At 69.4% G+C, this 12,797-nt stretch carries 13 protein-coding genes and 1 pseudogene; 8 read left to right on the forward strand and 6 right to left on the reverse strand.

All coding sequences use genetic code 11. The features are described from left to right. Positions 1 to 61: 61 nt before the first annotated feature. Positions 62 to 649 carry a TIGR03086 family metal-binding protein gene (locus ACRDTB_RS34035; RefSeq protein ID WP_431436326.1) on the reverse strand — a complete coding sequence of 196 codons (588 nt, stop codon included), beginning with the start codon at positions 647 to 649 and terminating at the stop codon, positions 62 to 64. A gap of 187 nt (positions 650 to 836) precedes the next feature. On the opposite strand from ACRDTB_RS34035, the gene ACRDTB_RS34040 reads away from it, so the two are divergent. Together ACRDTB_RS34040 and ACRDTB_RS34045 are read left to right on the forward strand one after the other, a co-directional pair. Beyond that, positions 837 to 1,907, forward strand: a complete 1,071-nt coding sequence (locus ACRDTB_RS34040; protein ID WP_431436328.1) for a M4 family metallopeptidase — start codon at positions 837 to 839, stop codon at positions 1,905 to 1,907. Positions 1,908 to 1,909: 2 nt separating this feature from the next. Further along, positions 1,910 to 2,218, forward strand: a complete 309-nt coding sequence (locus ACRDTB_RS34045) for a protealysin inhibitor emfourin (RefSeq protein WP_431436339.1) — start codon at positions 1,910 to 1,912, stop codon at positions 2,216 to 2,218. Positions 2,219 to 2,236: 18 nt separating this feature from the next. On the opposite strand, the gene ACRDTB_RS34050 is transcribed toward ACRDTB_RS34045, so the two are convergent. Continuing rightward, complete coding sequence (locus tag ACRDTB_RS34050; RefSeq protein ID WP_431436329.1) at positions 2,237 to 2,659, reverse strand: hypothetical protein; 423 nt, start codon at positions 2,657 to 2,659, stop codon at positions 2,237 to 2,239. 58 nt (positions 2,660 to 2,717) lie between these two features. Between ACRDTB_RS34050 and ACRDTB_RS34055 the strand changes: the two genes are divergently transcribed. The 3 genes from ACRDTB_RS34055 to ACRDTB_RS34065 all read left to right on the forward strand — a co-directional run bounded on the left by ACRDTB_RS34055 (position 2,718) and on the right by ACRDTB_RS34065 (position 4,288). Continuing rightward, a complete protein-coding gene (locus ACRDTB_RS34055) occupies positions 2,718 to 3,308 on the forward strand; it encodes a TetR/AcrR family transcriptional regulator (RefSeq protein WP_431436330.1) in 591 nt (196 codons plus the stop codon). Between the two features lie 204 nt (positions 3,309 to 3,512). Further along, positions 3,513 to 3,725 carry a DUF7711 family protein gene (locus tag ACRDTB_RS34060; RefSeq protein ID WP_431436340.1) on the forward strand — a complete coding sequence of 71 codons (213 nt, stop codon included), beginning with the start codon at positions 3,513 to 3,515 and terminating at the stop codon, positions 3,723 to 3,725. A 314-nt stretch (positions 3,726 to 4,039) separates the two neighbouring features. Beyond that, positions 4,040 to 4,288, forward strand: coding sequence for a hypothetical protein (locus tag ACRDTB_RS34065; protein ID WP_431436331.1), 249 nt, complete (start codon positions 4,040 to 4,042; stop codon positions 4,286 to 4,288). Positions 4,289 to 4,331: 43 nt separating this feature from the next. On the opposite strand, the gene ACRDTB_RS34070 is transcribed toward ACRDTB_RS34065, so the two are convergent. Both ACRDTB_RS34070 and ACRDTB_RS34075 read right to left on the reverse strand, forming a co-directional pair. Beyond that, positions 4,332 to 6,155 (reverse strand): glycoside hydrolase family 15 protein, encoded by a 1,824-nt coding sequence (locus tag ACRDTB_RS34070; RefSeq protein ID WP_431436332.1) that lies wholly within the window; start codon positions 6,153 to 6,155, stop codon positions 4,332 to 4,334. Between the two features lie 13 nt (positions 6,156 to 6,168). Continuing rightward, a complete protein-coding gene (locus tag ACRDTB_RS34075; RefSeq protein WP_431436333.1) occupies positions 6,169 to 7,242 on the reverse strand; it encodes a glucose 1-dehydrogenase in 1,074 nt (357 codons plus the stop codon). A 290-nt stretch (positions 7,243 to 7,532) separates the two neighbouring features. Between ACRDTB_RS34075 and ACRDTB_RS34080 the strand changes: the two are divergent. Then, positions 7,533 to 7,875 (forward strand): annotated as a pseudogene (locus ACRDTB_RS34080) (thiamine pyrophosphate-requiring protein); the annotation flags it as partial. Positions 7,876 to 8,588: 713 nt separating this feature from the next. On the opposite strand, the gene ACRDTB_RS34085 reads toward ACRDTB_RS34080, so the two are convergent. Continuing rightward, positions 8,589 to 8,990 carry a winged helix-turn-helix transcriptional regulator gene (locus ACRDTB_RS34085; RefSeq protein ID WP_431436334.1) on the reverse strand — a complete coding sequence of 134 codons (402 nt, stop codon included), beginning with the start codon at positions 8,988 to 8,990 and terminating at the stop codon, positions 8,589 to 8,591. Between the two features lie 28 nt (positions 8,991 to 9,018). Here ACRDTB_RS34085 and ACRDTB_RS34090 point away from each other — a divergent pair, with 28 nt between their 5' ends. After that, entirely contained in the window at positions 9,019 to 9,600 is a 582-nt protein-coding gene (locus tag ACRDTB_RS34090; protein WP_431436335.1) for a hypothetical protein, read from the forward strand. Between the two features lie 621 nt (positions 9,601 to 10,221). On the opposite strand, the gene ACRDTB_RS34095 is transcribed toward ACRDTB_RS34090, so the two are convergent. After that, positions 10,222 to 10,476, reverse strand: coding sequence for a hypothetical protein (locus tag ACRDTB_RS34095; RefSeq protein ID WP_431436337.1), 255 nt, complete (start codon positions 10,474 to 10,476; stop codon positions 10,222 to 10,224). A gap of 1,548 nt (positions 10,477 to 12,024) precedes the next feature. Here ACRDTB_RS34095 and ACRDTB_RS34100 point away from each other — a divergent pair. Continuing rightward, the gene (locus tag ACRDTB_RS34100; RefSeq protein WP_431436338.1) at positions 12,025 to 12,690 is read left to right on the forward strand and encodes a cytochrome b N-terminal domain-containing protein; all 666 of its coding nucleotides are present in this window, start codon (positions 12,025 to 12,027) and stop codon (positions 12,688 to 12,690) included. Positions 12,691 to 12,797: the final 107 nt, after the last annotated feature.

Consider the following 12,797-nt stretch of genomic DNA (forward strand, 5'->3'; position numbering starts at 1 on the left):
CCGCGGGAGGCCGCTCCTCCCGCGGCTCGGCCCGGTCAGGCCGGAACCGGCTGCCACGCGGTCAGGCCGGAACCGGCTGCCACGCGGCCCGGCCGAGGAACGCGAGCAGCGCGGTCTGCTCGTCCGTGTCCGCCGGCGGGTCGAGCTCCGGGCCGAAGAACCCGGGCCGGCGCACCACGTTCGCCCGCGCCCAGGCGAACGAGCCGTGGATGAGCGCCTCGTCGAACCGCACGTCGACGCCCAGCGCGTGCCCGATGTCCCACGTGTGCGCGAGGTGGTCGGTCGTCAGCAGGGTGAGCAGGGTTGAGACCGGGACGTCGCCCAGCCCGGGGATCGTCGTGATCCGGGTGAGCGTCTCCTCGTTCAGCGTCGCGAGCGCCTCGGCCCGTGCGGCCCGCCAGGTCGTCACCGGGTCGTCGCCGGCCAGGGGGGCCGGGTGCGGGGCACCCGGCGCGCCGGTCTGGTCGGTGAGCTCCGCCCCCGTCGCCCAGGCACGCAGCTGGCGCTGGCCCCAGATCACGTGCCCGGCGACGTCCCGCACCGTCCACTCGGTACACGCGGACGGCCGGTCCCACCCGGTTCCCGGCACGGCGGCGAGCACCGCGTCGAAGGTGTCCTGCGCGCGCCGGTACGGCTCCATCGTGTCCATCGGTTGCCTTTCTCCAGAGGTACGTACACCCGCGAGGACGACCGGCGGACGGCGAACTCGACACTCGGATGGGCCAACTTCGCGCGGCCCGCCTAACGATTTCCACAGGGCGACGACAGTCATCGGTACCGGGGCCGACAGTTGTCGGTACCGGGTTCGCAGACATCGGCTAGTGAGGTGGATTTCCATGACCGATCGACACGCGTGCTTCATCCTCCCGCAGGTCGTCCTGCTGGAGGCCGCCGACCGCAACGAGGACCTGCGCGAGGCCGCGATGAACACGGTCGCGGCGTCGGCGTCCATGCGTACGCAGCGCGTCGCGCTGACCGACCTGGTGCGGCTGCTCGGCGCGCCCGCCGCACGGATCGGCGAGCTGACCCCGGCCGGGCGGCTGAACACGGTCTACGACGTCCGCAACGGCAGCTGGGACGACCTGCCGGGCGTTCGGGTACGTGGCGTGGACGACCCGCCGTCCGGTGACCGGGCGGTGAACGAGGCCTTCGACCACGCCGCCACGACGCGGGACTTCTACGCGAAGGTGCTCGAGCGCGACAGCATCGACGACGCGGGCATGGAACTCGTGTCGTCCGTGCACTTCGACCACGACTTCGACAACGCGTTCTGGAACGGCGCGCAGATGGTCTACGGGGACGGCAGCGGGAAGGTGCTCGCCAAGGGTGGCTTGACCCGCGACCTCAGCGTCGTCGCGCACGAGCTCACCCACGGCGTCGTGCAGTTCACCGCGGGCCTGCGCTACAGCAAGCAGTCCGGCGCGCTGAACGAGTCGTTCGCCGACGCGCTCGGCTCGGTGGTCCGGCAGTGGGCCGCGGGCGAGACCGCGAGCGCCGCGGACTGGCTGGTGGGCGAGGGCATCCTCGGCAGCGAGATGAAGGGCGTGGCGCTGCGCTCGATGAAGGAGCCGGGCACCGCGTTCGAGGGCGACCGGCAGCCCGCGCACATGCGTGACTACGTCGACCTGCCCGACGACAACAACCCGCGCAACGACCACGGCGGCGTGCACATCAACTCGGGCATCCCGAACAAGGCGTTCTACCTCGCGGCCACCCGGCTCGGCGGCCACTCCTGGGACAAGGCCAGCCCGATCTGGTACGACGCCCTGGCCAAGCGGCTGCGGCCGAACTCGAACTTCACGGAGGCCGCGGACGCCACGATCGCATCGGCCGGGGCGCTGTACGGTGTCGGGCAGGACACCGAGAAGGCGGTGCGGTCCGCCTGGGAGGAGGTCGGGGTTCTCTGAAGATCTCCGTCGTCCAGGGCGGCGGGTTCGCCGGCCTGGTCAGGACCACGGCGGCCGACGCGGCCGAGCTCGCGCCGGCCGACGCGGAGACCTTGCGCGCGAAGGTCGGCGACGCCGGGCTGTTCGACCTGGCCGCCGACGGCACCGACGAGCCCGCCCTGCCCGACGCGCAGTCCTACGAGATCACGGTCTCCGACGGGAGCCGCAGCAACACGGTCGTCCTGGGCGAGCGGAGCCTGAGCCCCGAGGTTCGGGCGCTGCTCGCCTGGCTGCGAACCGTGCCCGGGCATCGGGGGACCACCGGCCACTGAGTCGTTCTGTTGGTCGTCTTACTGGGTCGTCAGCAGCCCGAGGCCCAGCGTCACCACACCGACCGCGAGCGAGAGCGCGCCCAGCCACACCAGCCAGATCAGCCGGTTCGGCCGCACGACCTCGCCGCGTCCCATCGACGAGAAGAAGAAGCCGGCCGAGATCAGCGCCGCCGCGGCCGGGGTGCCGATGCGCGCCAGCCAGCCGAGCACCCCGTCCATCGCGGCCGCGTCGGCGAGGATCAGCGTCACCAGGCCCAGTGTGACCAGCACGCCCGCGTGCGCGTGCCCCGCTCGGGCGAACGACTTCTGGAACGGCGTCATCGCGACGGCCCCGCGCACGATGCGCGTCATGAACCAGCCGCCGAACTCGATGCCGACGATGGTCAGCAGCACCGCGCCGGCGATGTAGCGCGACGCCGGACTCAGCATCAGGGTTTGCATCTTGGTCTCCCCACTTTTGCAACGTCGTTACGAAACACCGTTACGATACACTTGTCAAGTGGGTAGACCGAAGATTCATGACGAGGCCCTGCGGCTGCGGCTGCTGGACCGGGCCGCCGCGATCGTGTTCGACCGCGGCATGGCCGCGCTGACCCTGCGCCGGCTGGCCGCGGACGCGAACACGTCGACGACGGCGGTCTACTCGCTGTTCGGCAACAAGGCCGCCCTGCTCGACGCGCTCTACCGCGAGGCGACCCGCCGTTTCGCGGCCCGCCTGGCAACGGTCGAGCCGACCGACGACCCGGCCGTGGACATGGTGCGCCTGGGGCTCGCCTACCGCGACTACGCCGTCACCGACCCGCACCTGTACGCGATCATGTTCACAGAGCGCACCGAGGAACTGGACCTCCCCGACGAACGCGGCGACGAGGCAGCGGCGACGATCACCGCACTGGTGGCGACGGTCCGCCGCGGCCAGCAGGCGGGCCAGCTGGTGGACGCCCCGGCGGACCGGATAGCCCTGAGCTGCTGGGGAATCGCGCACGGCCTGGTGTCCCTGGAGCTGACCGGAAACGTCCCCCCGACCCTCGACATCGCGGCCGACTACGAGCACGCCCTGCGTGCCATGGTCGACGGCTGGCGAACCTGAACCGCGCCACACGGCAGAACCGCGGGCCGACACGTCTCGGGCGCACGCGCTGGGACCTGTCGGACAGTCCAGGCTCGAGGAGGAGATCGGTCGCGCGGAGGGGCGAGCCGACGGACGTATCCATCTGCGGCGACTTCGGGGACGACGCGAAACGGACGATCGTCCCGTCGGGCACTACCGCCGGGCCGTGCAGCGACTCGCGTCCTGGCCGACGCGTGCCGGCACACCACCCGGATGCCGCTCGAGGAGCCGTTGCTGCACGAGGCGTACGTGTTCGGCGAGCTGCTGGACGGCAAGGACCCGATCGACGGCGTCGAGCTCGCGCTCACGCTGAACCTGCCGCCCGCTGCGAGCGCTGGCCGAGCGATGGTTGGCCGACCCGCCCAGGTTGACGGCCGGCCCGGCGGAGGTGCGTGAGCGGACCGCCGGCAGCTGATGGCGCATGATGATCGCCTCGGTGCGGATGTCGCCCCGTCCGGCCGACGAGGCCGCCGCCGGCCGGGGCTAGGTCGAGTACCTGGGCGCCCGGGCGACGGTGCCTGTGGGTCGAGCGTCGGTCACCGTCGATCTGTGCGAGGGTTTCTGTCGCCCGGGGCACGACAAGGGGCCGCCGGCGCCCGGTCACCTTCTCCGTCTGGATCCGGACGACGTGGTCACGGCGTCCGGCTACCCACGGCTGTAGCCAGGTCCCCGCCACATCCACCAGTTCACTGACATCGGTGATGAGAGCAGTGCTGATCATGGCGGAGCAGGTGGGCATCCCGCGGCGTGTGACAGTCGTGGAACGCTGTTCGGACGAGTGGTCATCGATTGGGCAGGTGCGCTTTTGCGGATATGAGGGCGATCCTCCGGCCCGCGTCTCGACCTACCGCGCGTCGGGATTGGACGGCTCGCAGGCCCAGGGCACTCTGTGCGGAGAGGTCGTGGCCGTCGAACGCGACCGCGGCGAACCCGACCACGAGGGACTTATCGGGAAGTGATGCGGGGTGCCGCCGCGGGCACGCGCATGTCGACGTGGCAACGCTAGGTGCTCGTGTCCTGGCCGAGGTCTTGCTGTTGGCCGCTTGCCGAGGTGGTGGTGTGGGTGCCGGTGAGTTGACGGGCCGTATTGATCAGCCCGACCATGCTGAAGGCCTGTGGTGTGTTGCCGAGTTGGCGGCCGGTGTGCGGGTCGTATTCCTCGCTGAGGAGGCCCACGTCGTTGCGTAGGGCCAGCAGGTGCTCGAACAGGTTGCGGGCGTCGTGGGTGCGGCCGATGCCGTGGAGGGCGTCGGCGAGCCAGAAGCTGCAGGCGAGGAAGGCGCCTTCGGTGCCGGGCAGGCCGTCGACGCCGCCGTCGGTGTCGGTGCGGTAGCGCAGGATGAGGTCCTGCTGGCACAGCTCGCGGCGGACCGCGTCGACGGTGCCGCGGACGCGTGGGTCGTTCCATGGCAGGAACCCGACGCGGGGGAGCAGCAGCAGCGCGGCATCCAGGCCTTGCGAGCCGTAGAACTGTGTGAACGTGTTGCGTTCGGGGTCGTAGCCCTTGTCGCACACCTCGGCGTGGATCCGGTTGCTCAGCGCACGCCACTGGTCGACCGGGCCAGGGAGGCCGTGGCGTTCGACGGTGTCGGCGGCGCGGTCGACACCGGCCCAGGCCATCACCTTGGAGTGGACGAAGTGCTGGCGTGGTCCGCGGACCTCCCACAGGCTGTTGTCGGGCTGGTCCCAGGCACCCTCGAGGTAGTCGAGGAGCGCGCGTTGGAGGTCCCATGCCACGTCCTGGACGGGTAGGCCGGCCTCGCGTGCCAGGTGCAGGCCGTCGAGTACCTCGCCCCAGACGTCGAGTTGGAGCTGGTCGGCGGCGGCGTTGCCGATCCGCACGGGTGCGGCGCCTTCGTAGCCGGCGAGCCAGTCGATGATCTGCTCGGGTAGGCGGCGGGTGCCGTCAAGCCCGTACATGATCTGCAGTTTCGCCGGGTCGCCGGCGACCGCGCGGACCAGCCACTCGCGCCAGGCACGCGCTTCGTCGACGTATCCGGTGCCCAGGAGTGCTTGAAGCGTGAACGTCGCGTCGCGGAGCCAGCAGTAGCGGTAGTCCCAGTTCCGCGGGCCACCTAACTGTTCCGGTAGCGAGGTCGTCGCGGCGGCGACGATGCCACCGGTCGGTGCGTAGGTCAGTGCCTTGAGCGTGATCAGCGCGCGGCGCACCTGCGCCTCCCACGGGCCCCGGAATGTGCAGCGGGTGATCCATTCCAACCAGAACGCCTCGGTCTCCGCGATGGCGTGGTCGGCGTCGACCGGGGTCGGGCGGGGGAGGTGGGACTGCGCGTAGGTGAGGACGAACCCGAGCCGTTCACCGGGTGACACCGTGAACTCGGCCGTCGCGGCGTCCTCGCCGACGGTCAATGGGACGGGGCTGTGGAGCCAGGCCGCGTCCGGGCCGGCGACGGCGGCGAGCTGGCCGCCCTCGTGGCGGGTCCACGGCGGGATGTGCCCGTAGTCGAAGCGCAGCCGTAGCAGTGTCCGCATGGGCACGCGACCGGTGACGCCCTCGACGACGCGTACCACGTCCGGTGCCTCCCCGCGCGGAGGCATGCAGTCCACCACCCGCACGGTGCCATCGGGTGTGTCCCATTCGGACTCGAGTACCAGTGTGTCGCCGCGGTACCGACGACGGCTTGCTGGCCCGCCACTCGCCGGAGCGATGCGCCAGGTGCCGGCCCGCTCGTCGTCGAGCAGGGCCGCGAAGCACGCCGGCGAGTCGAACCTCGGCAGGCACAACCAGTCCATGGCGCCGTCCCTGCCGACCAGGGCGGCGGTCTGCAGATCGCCCAGCAGCGCGTAGTCCTCGATTAGACCGGGCATACTCGAGCCCCTTTCAGCCGGCCGTGCCGTCCAGCGTGATGACCACTTTCACGTCCTCACCGCTGTTGTCGAAGCCGTTGTCGAAGGCGTCGGCCGCGGCGGCGAGTGGCACGCGGCGGGTGATCAGGTGGCGCAGCCAGCCGAGATCGGCCTTGGCCAGCGCGTCAGCGGCCTGGCGGTAGTGGCGCAGGTTGGCGTTGACCGAGCCGATGACGGCGTCGTTCTCCAGGACGAGTTCGCGGTTGATTCCGCCCGCGTCGACGGCGATCCGACGTCCGGTGGCCGACACGCCGGTGAGGCAGACGATGCCGTAGGAGGCGGTGTGGGCCATCGTGTCGAACACGACCTGTGCGGCACCGGTCGCCTCGATCACCACCTCCGGTTCCAACCGGGCGGCGACCTCGCCGGCGGCGGCGTGGTGGTAGGTCGCGCCCAGCGACGTGACCAGCGCCGGTTTGGGACCTTCGGTCACGCGGTCGAGCACGTGCACGTCCAGGCCGCGCTGCACGCCCAGCAACGCCGCGAGCAGGCCGATAGGGCCGGCACCGGTCACGAGCACCCGCCGCGGTCGAAACCACGATCGGCCGCCGACCCGCTCCACCTGCTCCCACGCCTTCGCCACGATGCTCGTCGGCTCCATCAGCACACCGACCTCGGCGAGGCTCGGATCGATCCCGACGGCGTAGTCCGCCTCCACACTCCACAGCTCGCTGCCGTAGCCGTCCAGCTCTTTGATGCCGCGTTCGGTGTACCGGCCGTTGCGGCACATGTCGAACTCGCCCCGCGCGCACGCTCCGCAGGGCGCCGGATCCGCTCGCCGCACCACCCCGACGACGATGTCGCCGGGGGAAAACCCGCTGGAATCCGGCGCCTCCCGGACCCGACCCAGCGACTCGTGGCCCATCACCAACCGCTCCCGCCCAGGAGGAGACCAGCCGTACTCGCCACGGGCGATCTCCTTGTCCGTCCCACACACGCCGAGCGCCAGTCCTTCGACCATCAGATCACCCGGTCCGGGCGTCGGATCCGGCACTTCGGTCACCGCCAGCGAGCCGGCGTGCCCGGGCTCGACAGTCAATGCACGCATACCGACCTGACTACCCCACTGATCATCCGGCTATCCCTGTGTTCTCGGTTCGGTAAGGCAACCGCAAGGTTCGGCCGCGACCGTCGGCACCTCGAGGTCGGCCAGCGTGGTTCGCCACCTCGGTGCATCCGGCCCAGTCCGGTTAGCAGTTGCGCCGTGGGGAGCGGGATCTGCTGGCCGCGGCCGTCGTGGCGGTGCTGTACGTGCTGTGCTGATGGCGCGCGAGCTGGCGCAACGCTGTGGTGGCCAGGCCGCCACGGGATCGAGGCCGACGGCGTCACACTGCGGCCCGGCCGAGCTACGAGCTGATGCGGGACTGCGACACGTTGCTGATCGTGGGGGGTCGGACTCCCGTATCGGCAGTTCATGCCTGAATTCGGGCAGGCGCGCGCGGTCCAGATCGACATTGACGGCCGGTTCATCGGCATGCGGTATCCCACCGAGGTGAACCTGGTCGGTGACGCGGCGGCCACGCTGACCGTGCTGCTGCCGAAGATCACCCGCAACGGAGGATCAGTCCTGGAGGGAGACGGTGGGAGCAACGTGGCTGAGTGGTGGTCCACGATGGACATGCAGGCTGCCCTGGAGGCGAAACCGGTCAACCCGATGCGGGTCGTGTCCGAGCGGTCCCGCCTCGGCGGAGGACGCGGTGGGTGATGCGGAGAGGGTCATGATCAGTGTCAGCGCGGTGGTCGGTGTGGCGGCGACTGCGGGAGTGCGCATGATTCGCCCTGGAGTCAGGTCAGGACAGGTGACGGATTCGTCGGAAGCAGAACCACGTCAGCATGGTCGAGAGCGCGAGGAAAAGGCGAGCTCGATCCACTGCAGCGGCCAGAACCGGCTGGTGGGCTGGTAGACGAGACGCTGGTGGTAGCAGAGGTCGGACAGCTGCGCGGAGCACGCGTCGTGTCGTCCAGGTCCGGTAGGGGCGCGTGCCCGGCCGATGGAGGCTCCAGGCAGTTCTGGACAGCGTCGGGCAGCGGTTTGACCGCGTTGCCGTCTGGGGCCACGGTCTCATTGGCCAGTGCCCAGGCGCCGTTGGGGTGGGCGACGACCGGCGGCGAACTCCATGATGATGAACTGCTCGAGCAGGCCAGGATGCGCGGGGACCTCGGCGGGCACGACCGGGTCGAATGCGGGCGGCCGACCGCCGGTCCGACCGCGGCGCTGACGGGTGGCCCGCTGGTCGGCGCGTTCAGGGATGGTCGCGGTGATGCCGCGGCGGCGGAGGCGCTCGCGGATGGCGCGACTGCTGTAGCCCTTGGCTGTCAGTACCCGGCGGGGCCGGGTCCACGGCCTGCCCCGGCCCGGGTCGGGCACAACACCGGCACTCCGGCGCGCTCGACCTACGCGATCGCGGTGGTGCAGCCCATCGCCGTGTCCGGTGCGGCCCCACCGTGGGTGCGCCGAAGGTGGGCCTCGCCCCATACCCGGACCCCTTCGATGACGGGCAGGACAGTGTTGCCGTAGGGCGTGAGCCGGTAGATGACGCGCGCCGGGACCGGTCCGGTCACTACGCGTTCGACGAGCCCGTCGGCCTCGAGCTCGCGTAGCTGTTCGGCCAACACCTTGGGCGTGATCGGTGAACCCCGGCGGCGGAGGCCGGCGAAATGGGCTTCTCCGTGGGCAAGCCAGTACAGCAGGGTCAGCTTCCACTTCCCGCCGATCGCGGCGAACGCCGCGGCCATCGGGCAGCCGGGCAGCGGGTTGGGGCGCGAGGGGTTACCTGCAGGTGCCTTCTTGCTCATGGCCGTGCTCCGCTCGGATAGTCGAACCATGACCGTGCCATACAGACGAGTCCTGGTCGCGGGCCTGTCGGCCCTCATGCTGATCACGATGGCGGCGTCGGGCGACGCCTCAACAGCTCCCGCGTCGTCGACAGGTGCCGATGGCCAACGAGACTTCGACTGGGAAATCGGCACCTGGCGCACCACGGTGCGAGTCCTCGCCGAGCCGCTCTCGGAATCCGCGGACGAGTGGCTCCAGTTCACCGGCACCAGCATCGTACGTCCACTCCTGGACCGGCGGGCGAACGTCCTCGAGTTCGAGGTCTCGGGGCCGAACGGACGCATCGACGCCCTCAACCTGCGGCTGTACGAGCCGCAGGCGCAGCGGTGGAGCCTGACCTTCGTCAACATCCGCGACGGTCTGCTCACCCCAGCCGTGTACGGCGGGTTCCACAACGGCGTGGGCACGTTCCACGGCGACGACCAACTCGGCGGCCGTCCGATCAAGGTACGCTTCCTCATCTTCCGCCAGGGCCCGAACAAGGCCAGGTTCGAGCAGGCGTACTCGGCCGACGACGGAACGACATGGGAAACGAACTGGATCGCCGTCGATCGCCGAATCCGCCGATAAGGACAAATGCCCGGAGCACCGAGAAAGGCCGACGCCTGCCGCGAGTCGTCTTTGACCGGTAGCGAGACGTGCTCGACTCAGACGCGTGCAGACGCGGAATGTTCACCGCCACGGGATAGCCGGTGGCTGCCTGCGGTCAACGACGATCGCGCACGCGGCTGACGTCCGATCGCGCCGGACCGCTCTGATCAGCCAGCGGCGTGCATCGCCGAGGTGACCCGCAACAACTAGGCCACTCCGGGCACGCGGAGTCGGCGGTGTTCACGTTGCGGGTCCGCTGAGTGGAGCTCGACGCGGCCGCCGTGGGTGGGGCTCTCAGCCATCTTCTAGGAACGCCACCCAGACTGGCGGTGACGCACCTCGCGCCGCAGCGGCTGGATCTCCTTCGACGGTATCGGCAGGCGCCGATCCATCGAGTCCTATGTGGACATCGTGATGGACATGCGGGAGGCGACCGTGCTGATCGGGAGCTCGTTTCCCAGGATGCAGGCCGGTACAACGTCAGGGACCGGGGAGGCTCGTTCCAGCGGTCTGACCGACGGTGAGATCGACACGATCCTCACCCGCATCCTGCGGACGCATGTCTCAAGTGCCCGGCGCGGTCACCGTGTTCGGTTGAGGTCACTCCAGGGGCAGCGCAGGCTCGATCAGCTCCGCGAGCCGCAACGCCATCCGGCAGGAATCGCCCTCGCCCACAGCGCTGGCTTCAACGCGTGAACTCTCGCTCACGTACATGCTGATCCAGCACACGTCACAGGTTACCGCCTGGACCGCCTCCGGCGAGCCGACGGTCAGCGGTGTCCGGTCGAGGTCCGAAGGCAGGTCGTCAAGCCCCCGCGTCTCGTCGACGGCGATGAAAACCGTGTAGCTGTCCACGAACTAGCTGCACCCCCGGGCCCGGCGAGGTCGTCGGGACGGTCCGCACTGACATCCTCGACGCCGACCTCCACCGCGATCTCCTCGGTGAGCAGCGCACAGGGATCCACCTCGGCCAGCGACACCGGTCGTGCGGATGGTGCGCCAGTGCTACCGGGTGCGCTCGGCTCGGCCACGGGCGTACCGTCGGTCTCGGCCGACAACCACCCGTGCGCGGCGCTGCGCGAAGCGTAACAACCCCTTCGCGTTCAGCAGATCCGGTTCGATCAACCGGCTTGCCTTGCCAGCGGGGGCACAGGCGACATGTGAATGCCTGGTGACGTAGCCGCCAGCTCTGCTCGCTCCCCGGCCGAGGCGTACGCCGCGTCGAAGCGCCGCGCCGCAAGCCCAAAACTCGCCGTGTTCGCCGGCTAGCCGCCGTTCGAGCTCGACCCGTTCCAGGAGTAATCCTGCGCCGCCGCGCTCGAGGACACCGGCGACTGCCTGTTCACCGACGGGCCGAAAGGGATCTGGCGCAAGGTGGACACCGGAACCGAAGTAGTCCGCCGCCGCCTCGACAGCGAGCCGCTCGATTGACCCAAGGCTCTGCGGGCTCGGCTGTGCAACTCGGGCTCCGTGGCGTCGACCCACGACAGCCTGCTCTTGGTTGGACTCCCGCAATGGATCGTGGAGCATGCGGCTGGCCCAGCCTTGCTGGTGCCCGCCACAAAGTCTTGAACACCGGGCGTGTGTCCTGATGCTCGCCCGGTTCCGCACTGGTCGGGCTTGCCGCACGGGAACCCGTAGTGCCGACTGGCTTCTCGTCCTCGCAGGGACTGTCCGAGAACGGCGTAACCGCGGAACATGGGGCGAAGCGACGTGATCGGCAGTTAGGTCGGGTCGGAGTCGGTGCACACGCGTGGCCGTAGCCGGCTAGTGAAGGTGAGGACGCTGGCTTAGGCTTCCACCACGAGGGACGGGCAGACCGGCTGGTATCCGGTTCCGTCCGAGCCGAAAGACACCGGGCAGTCGGCGACGCGGCTCACCCGTGGTCTCGACGTACTTTGCAGTGGCATCCCGCAACGCCGGCTGAAGCGGCAACGACAAACCGATCTGCGCGAGCACGCCGTGCGGGTCCGGGCGAGCGAGGACCAGGGGCCAGCTCAGGGCACGGCGACACCGACGACCACCGCAGCGTAGGCATCCACCGTGCCGACCTCCGCCCGACTGTCGAAGGACCTCGACTGCCGACGCTGCCTCCTCGATGCGAGTGCGCAGAGCCCGACTTCGAAAGTCTGATTTGGACTGCCATCGCGTGGTCTAGGTCTAGACCATAGGCTCGCTCGACCGAGGCTGTGATCGGCATCCCATCGCCAACCTGTCACAGGTCGGTGCCCTGTCTTGTCTCCTTGGTGACCGATCGTTTCTCGAGGAAGGTGGCCGTGATGGCAGGCGAGACCGTAATCCGTGCCGGCGACCCGGATGCGCAGGGCTATGCCAAGCGAGTGGCCGACCTGGCTCGGCCAGCGCCGCGGGTGTATTCGGTCGTTTCAGTCCAGCACGCTTGACATGCGTACGTATCCGACGCCGACGAGGCCTCCGCGGCGCCTGCTGGAGCGGCTGGACCAGCACTTCGCCGTGGCTGGAGGTCTGCGCCGGCGGTTGAACCAGGTCTTCCCCACGCACTGGTCGCAGCTGATCGCCGGGATAACGACGGCCAGTCTGGTGGTACTCATTCTGACGGGCGGGTATCTGGCGCTGTTCTTCGACCCGTCGATGGCCAGCGTCAGGTACGACGGCCCGTTCGACAACCTGCGCGGCGTGGACATGACGCGCGCCTACGCCAGCGTGCTGCACATCACCTTCGAAGCTCGCGGTGGACTGCTGATCCGGCAGATCCACAGCTGGGCGGCGTCACTGTTCCTCGCCTCACTCATGGTGAACCTCTGCGTGATGTTCTTCACCGGAGGTTTCCGTCGACCGCGCCGTCTACTGTGGACGGTAACCGTGCTGCTTCTGATCGTCGGTATCTTCGTAGCCTTCACCGGGGTGCTGTTGGCTGGCGACATGCTCTCCGACACCAGCCTGCGGATGATCTCCGGGTACGTACTGTCGGTCCCGGTGGTTGGCACCTGGCTGCACTGGACGGTGTTCGGCGGCGAGTTCCCCGGCACCGGGGTCATCCCGCGGCTCTACGTGGTGCACCTGGTGTTGACCGGGATACGAACTGCATAGGACCCGCTCGTCCGGGTCTCGTGGTAGCTCATTGGTGGTCACCCATCCGTTTCATCCGTTGTGTGGCCGGGAGTTGCCGGTGTTGTTCGAGCGGCATACGCGGCGTG

Origin of the sequence: Actinophytocola sp. (assembly GCF_050699935.1) — a bacterium.
In the GTDB taxonomy this organism is placed as follows: domain Bacteria; phylum Actinomycetota; class Actinomycetes; order Mycobacteriales; family Pseudonocardiaceae; genus Actinophytocola.

What these genes read in the sequence shown, in the direction of transcription:
- ACRDTB_RS34035 (WP_431436326.1), bottom strand. Translation starts at nt 649, where the DNA reads ATGGACACGATGGAGCCGTACCGGCGCGCGCAGGACACCTTCGACGCG.
- ACRDTB_RS34040 (WP_431436328.1), top strand. Translation starts at nt 837, where the DNA reads ATGACCGATCGACACGCGTGCTTCATCCTCCCGCAGGTCGTCCTGCTG.
- ACRDTB_RS34050 (WP_431436329.1), bottom strand. Translation starts at nt 2,659, where the DNA reads ATGCAAACCCTGATGCTGAGTCCGGCGTCGCGCTACATCGCCGGCGCG.
- ACRDTB_RS34070 (WP_431436332.1), bottom strand. Translation starts at nt 6,155, where the DNA reads ATGCCCGGTCTAATCGAGGACTACGCGCTGCTGGGCGATCTGCAGACC.
- ACRDTB_RS34075 (WP_431436333.1), bottom strand. Translation starts at nt 7,242, where the DNA reads ATGCGTGCATTGACTGTCGAGCCCGGGCACGCCGGCTCGCTGGCGGTG.
- ACRDTB_RS34085 (WP_431436334.1), bottom strand. Translation starts at nt 8,990, where the DNA reads ATGAGCAAGAAGGCACCTGCAGGTAACCCCTCGCGCCCCAACCCGCTG.
- ACRDTB_RS34090 (WP_431436335.1), top strand. Translation starts at nt 9,019, where the DNA reads ATGACCGTGCCATACAGACGAGTCCTGGTCGCGGGCCTGTCGGCCCTC.
- ACRDTB_RS34100 (WP_431436338.1), top strand. Translation starts at nt 12,025, where the DNA reads ATGCGTACGTATCCGACGCCGACGAGGCCTCCGCGGCGCCTGCTGGAG.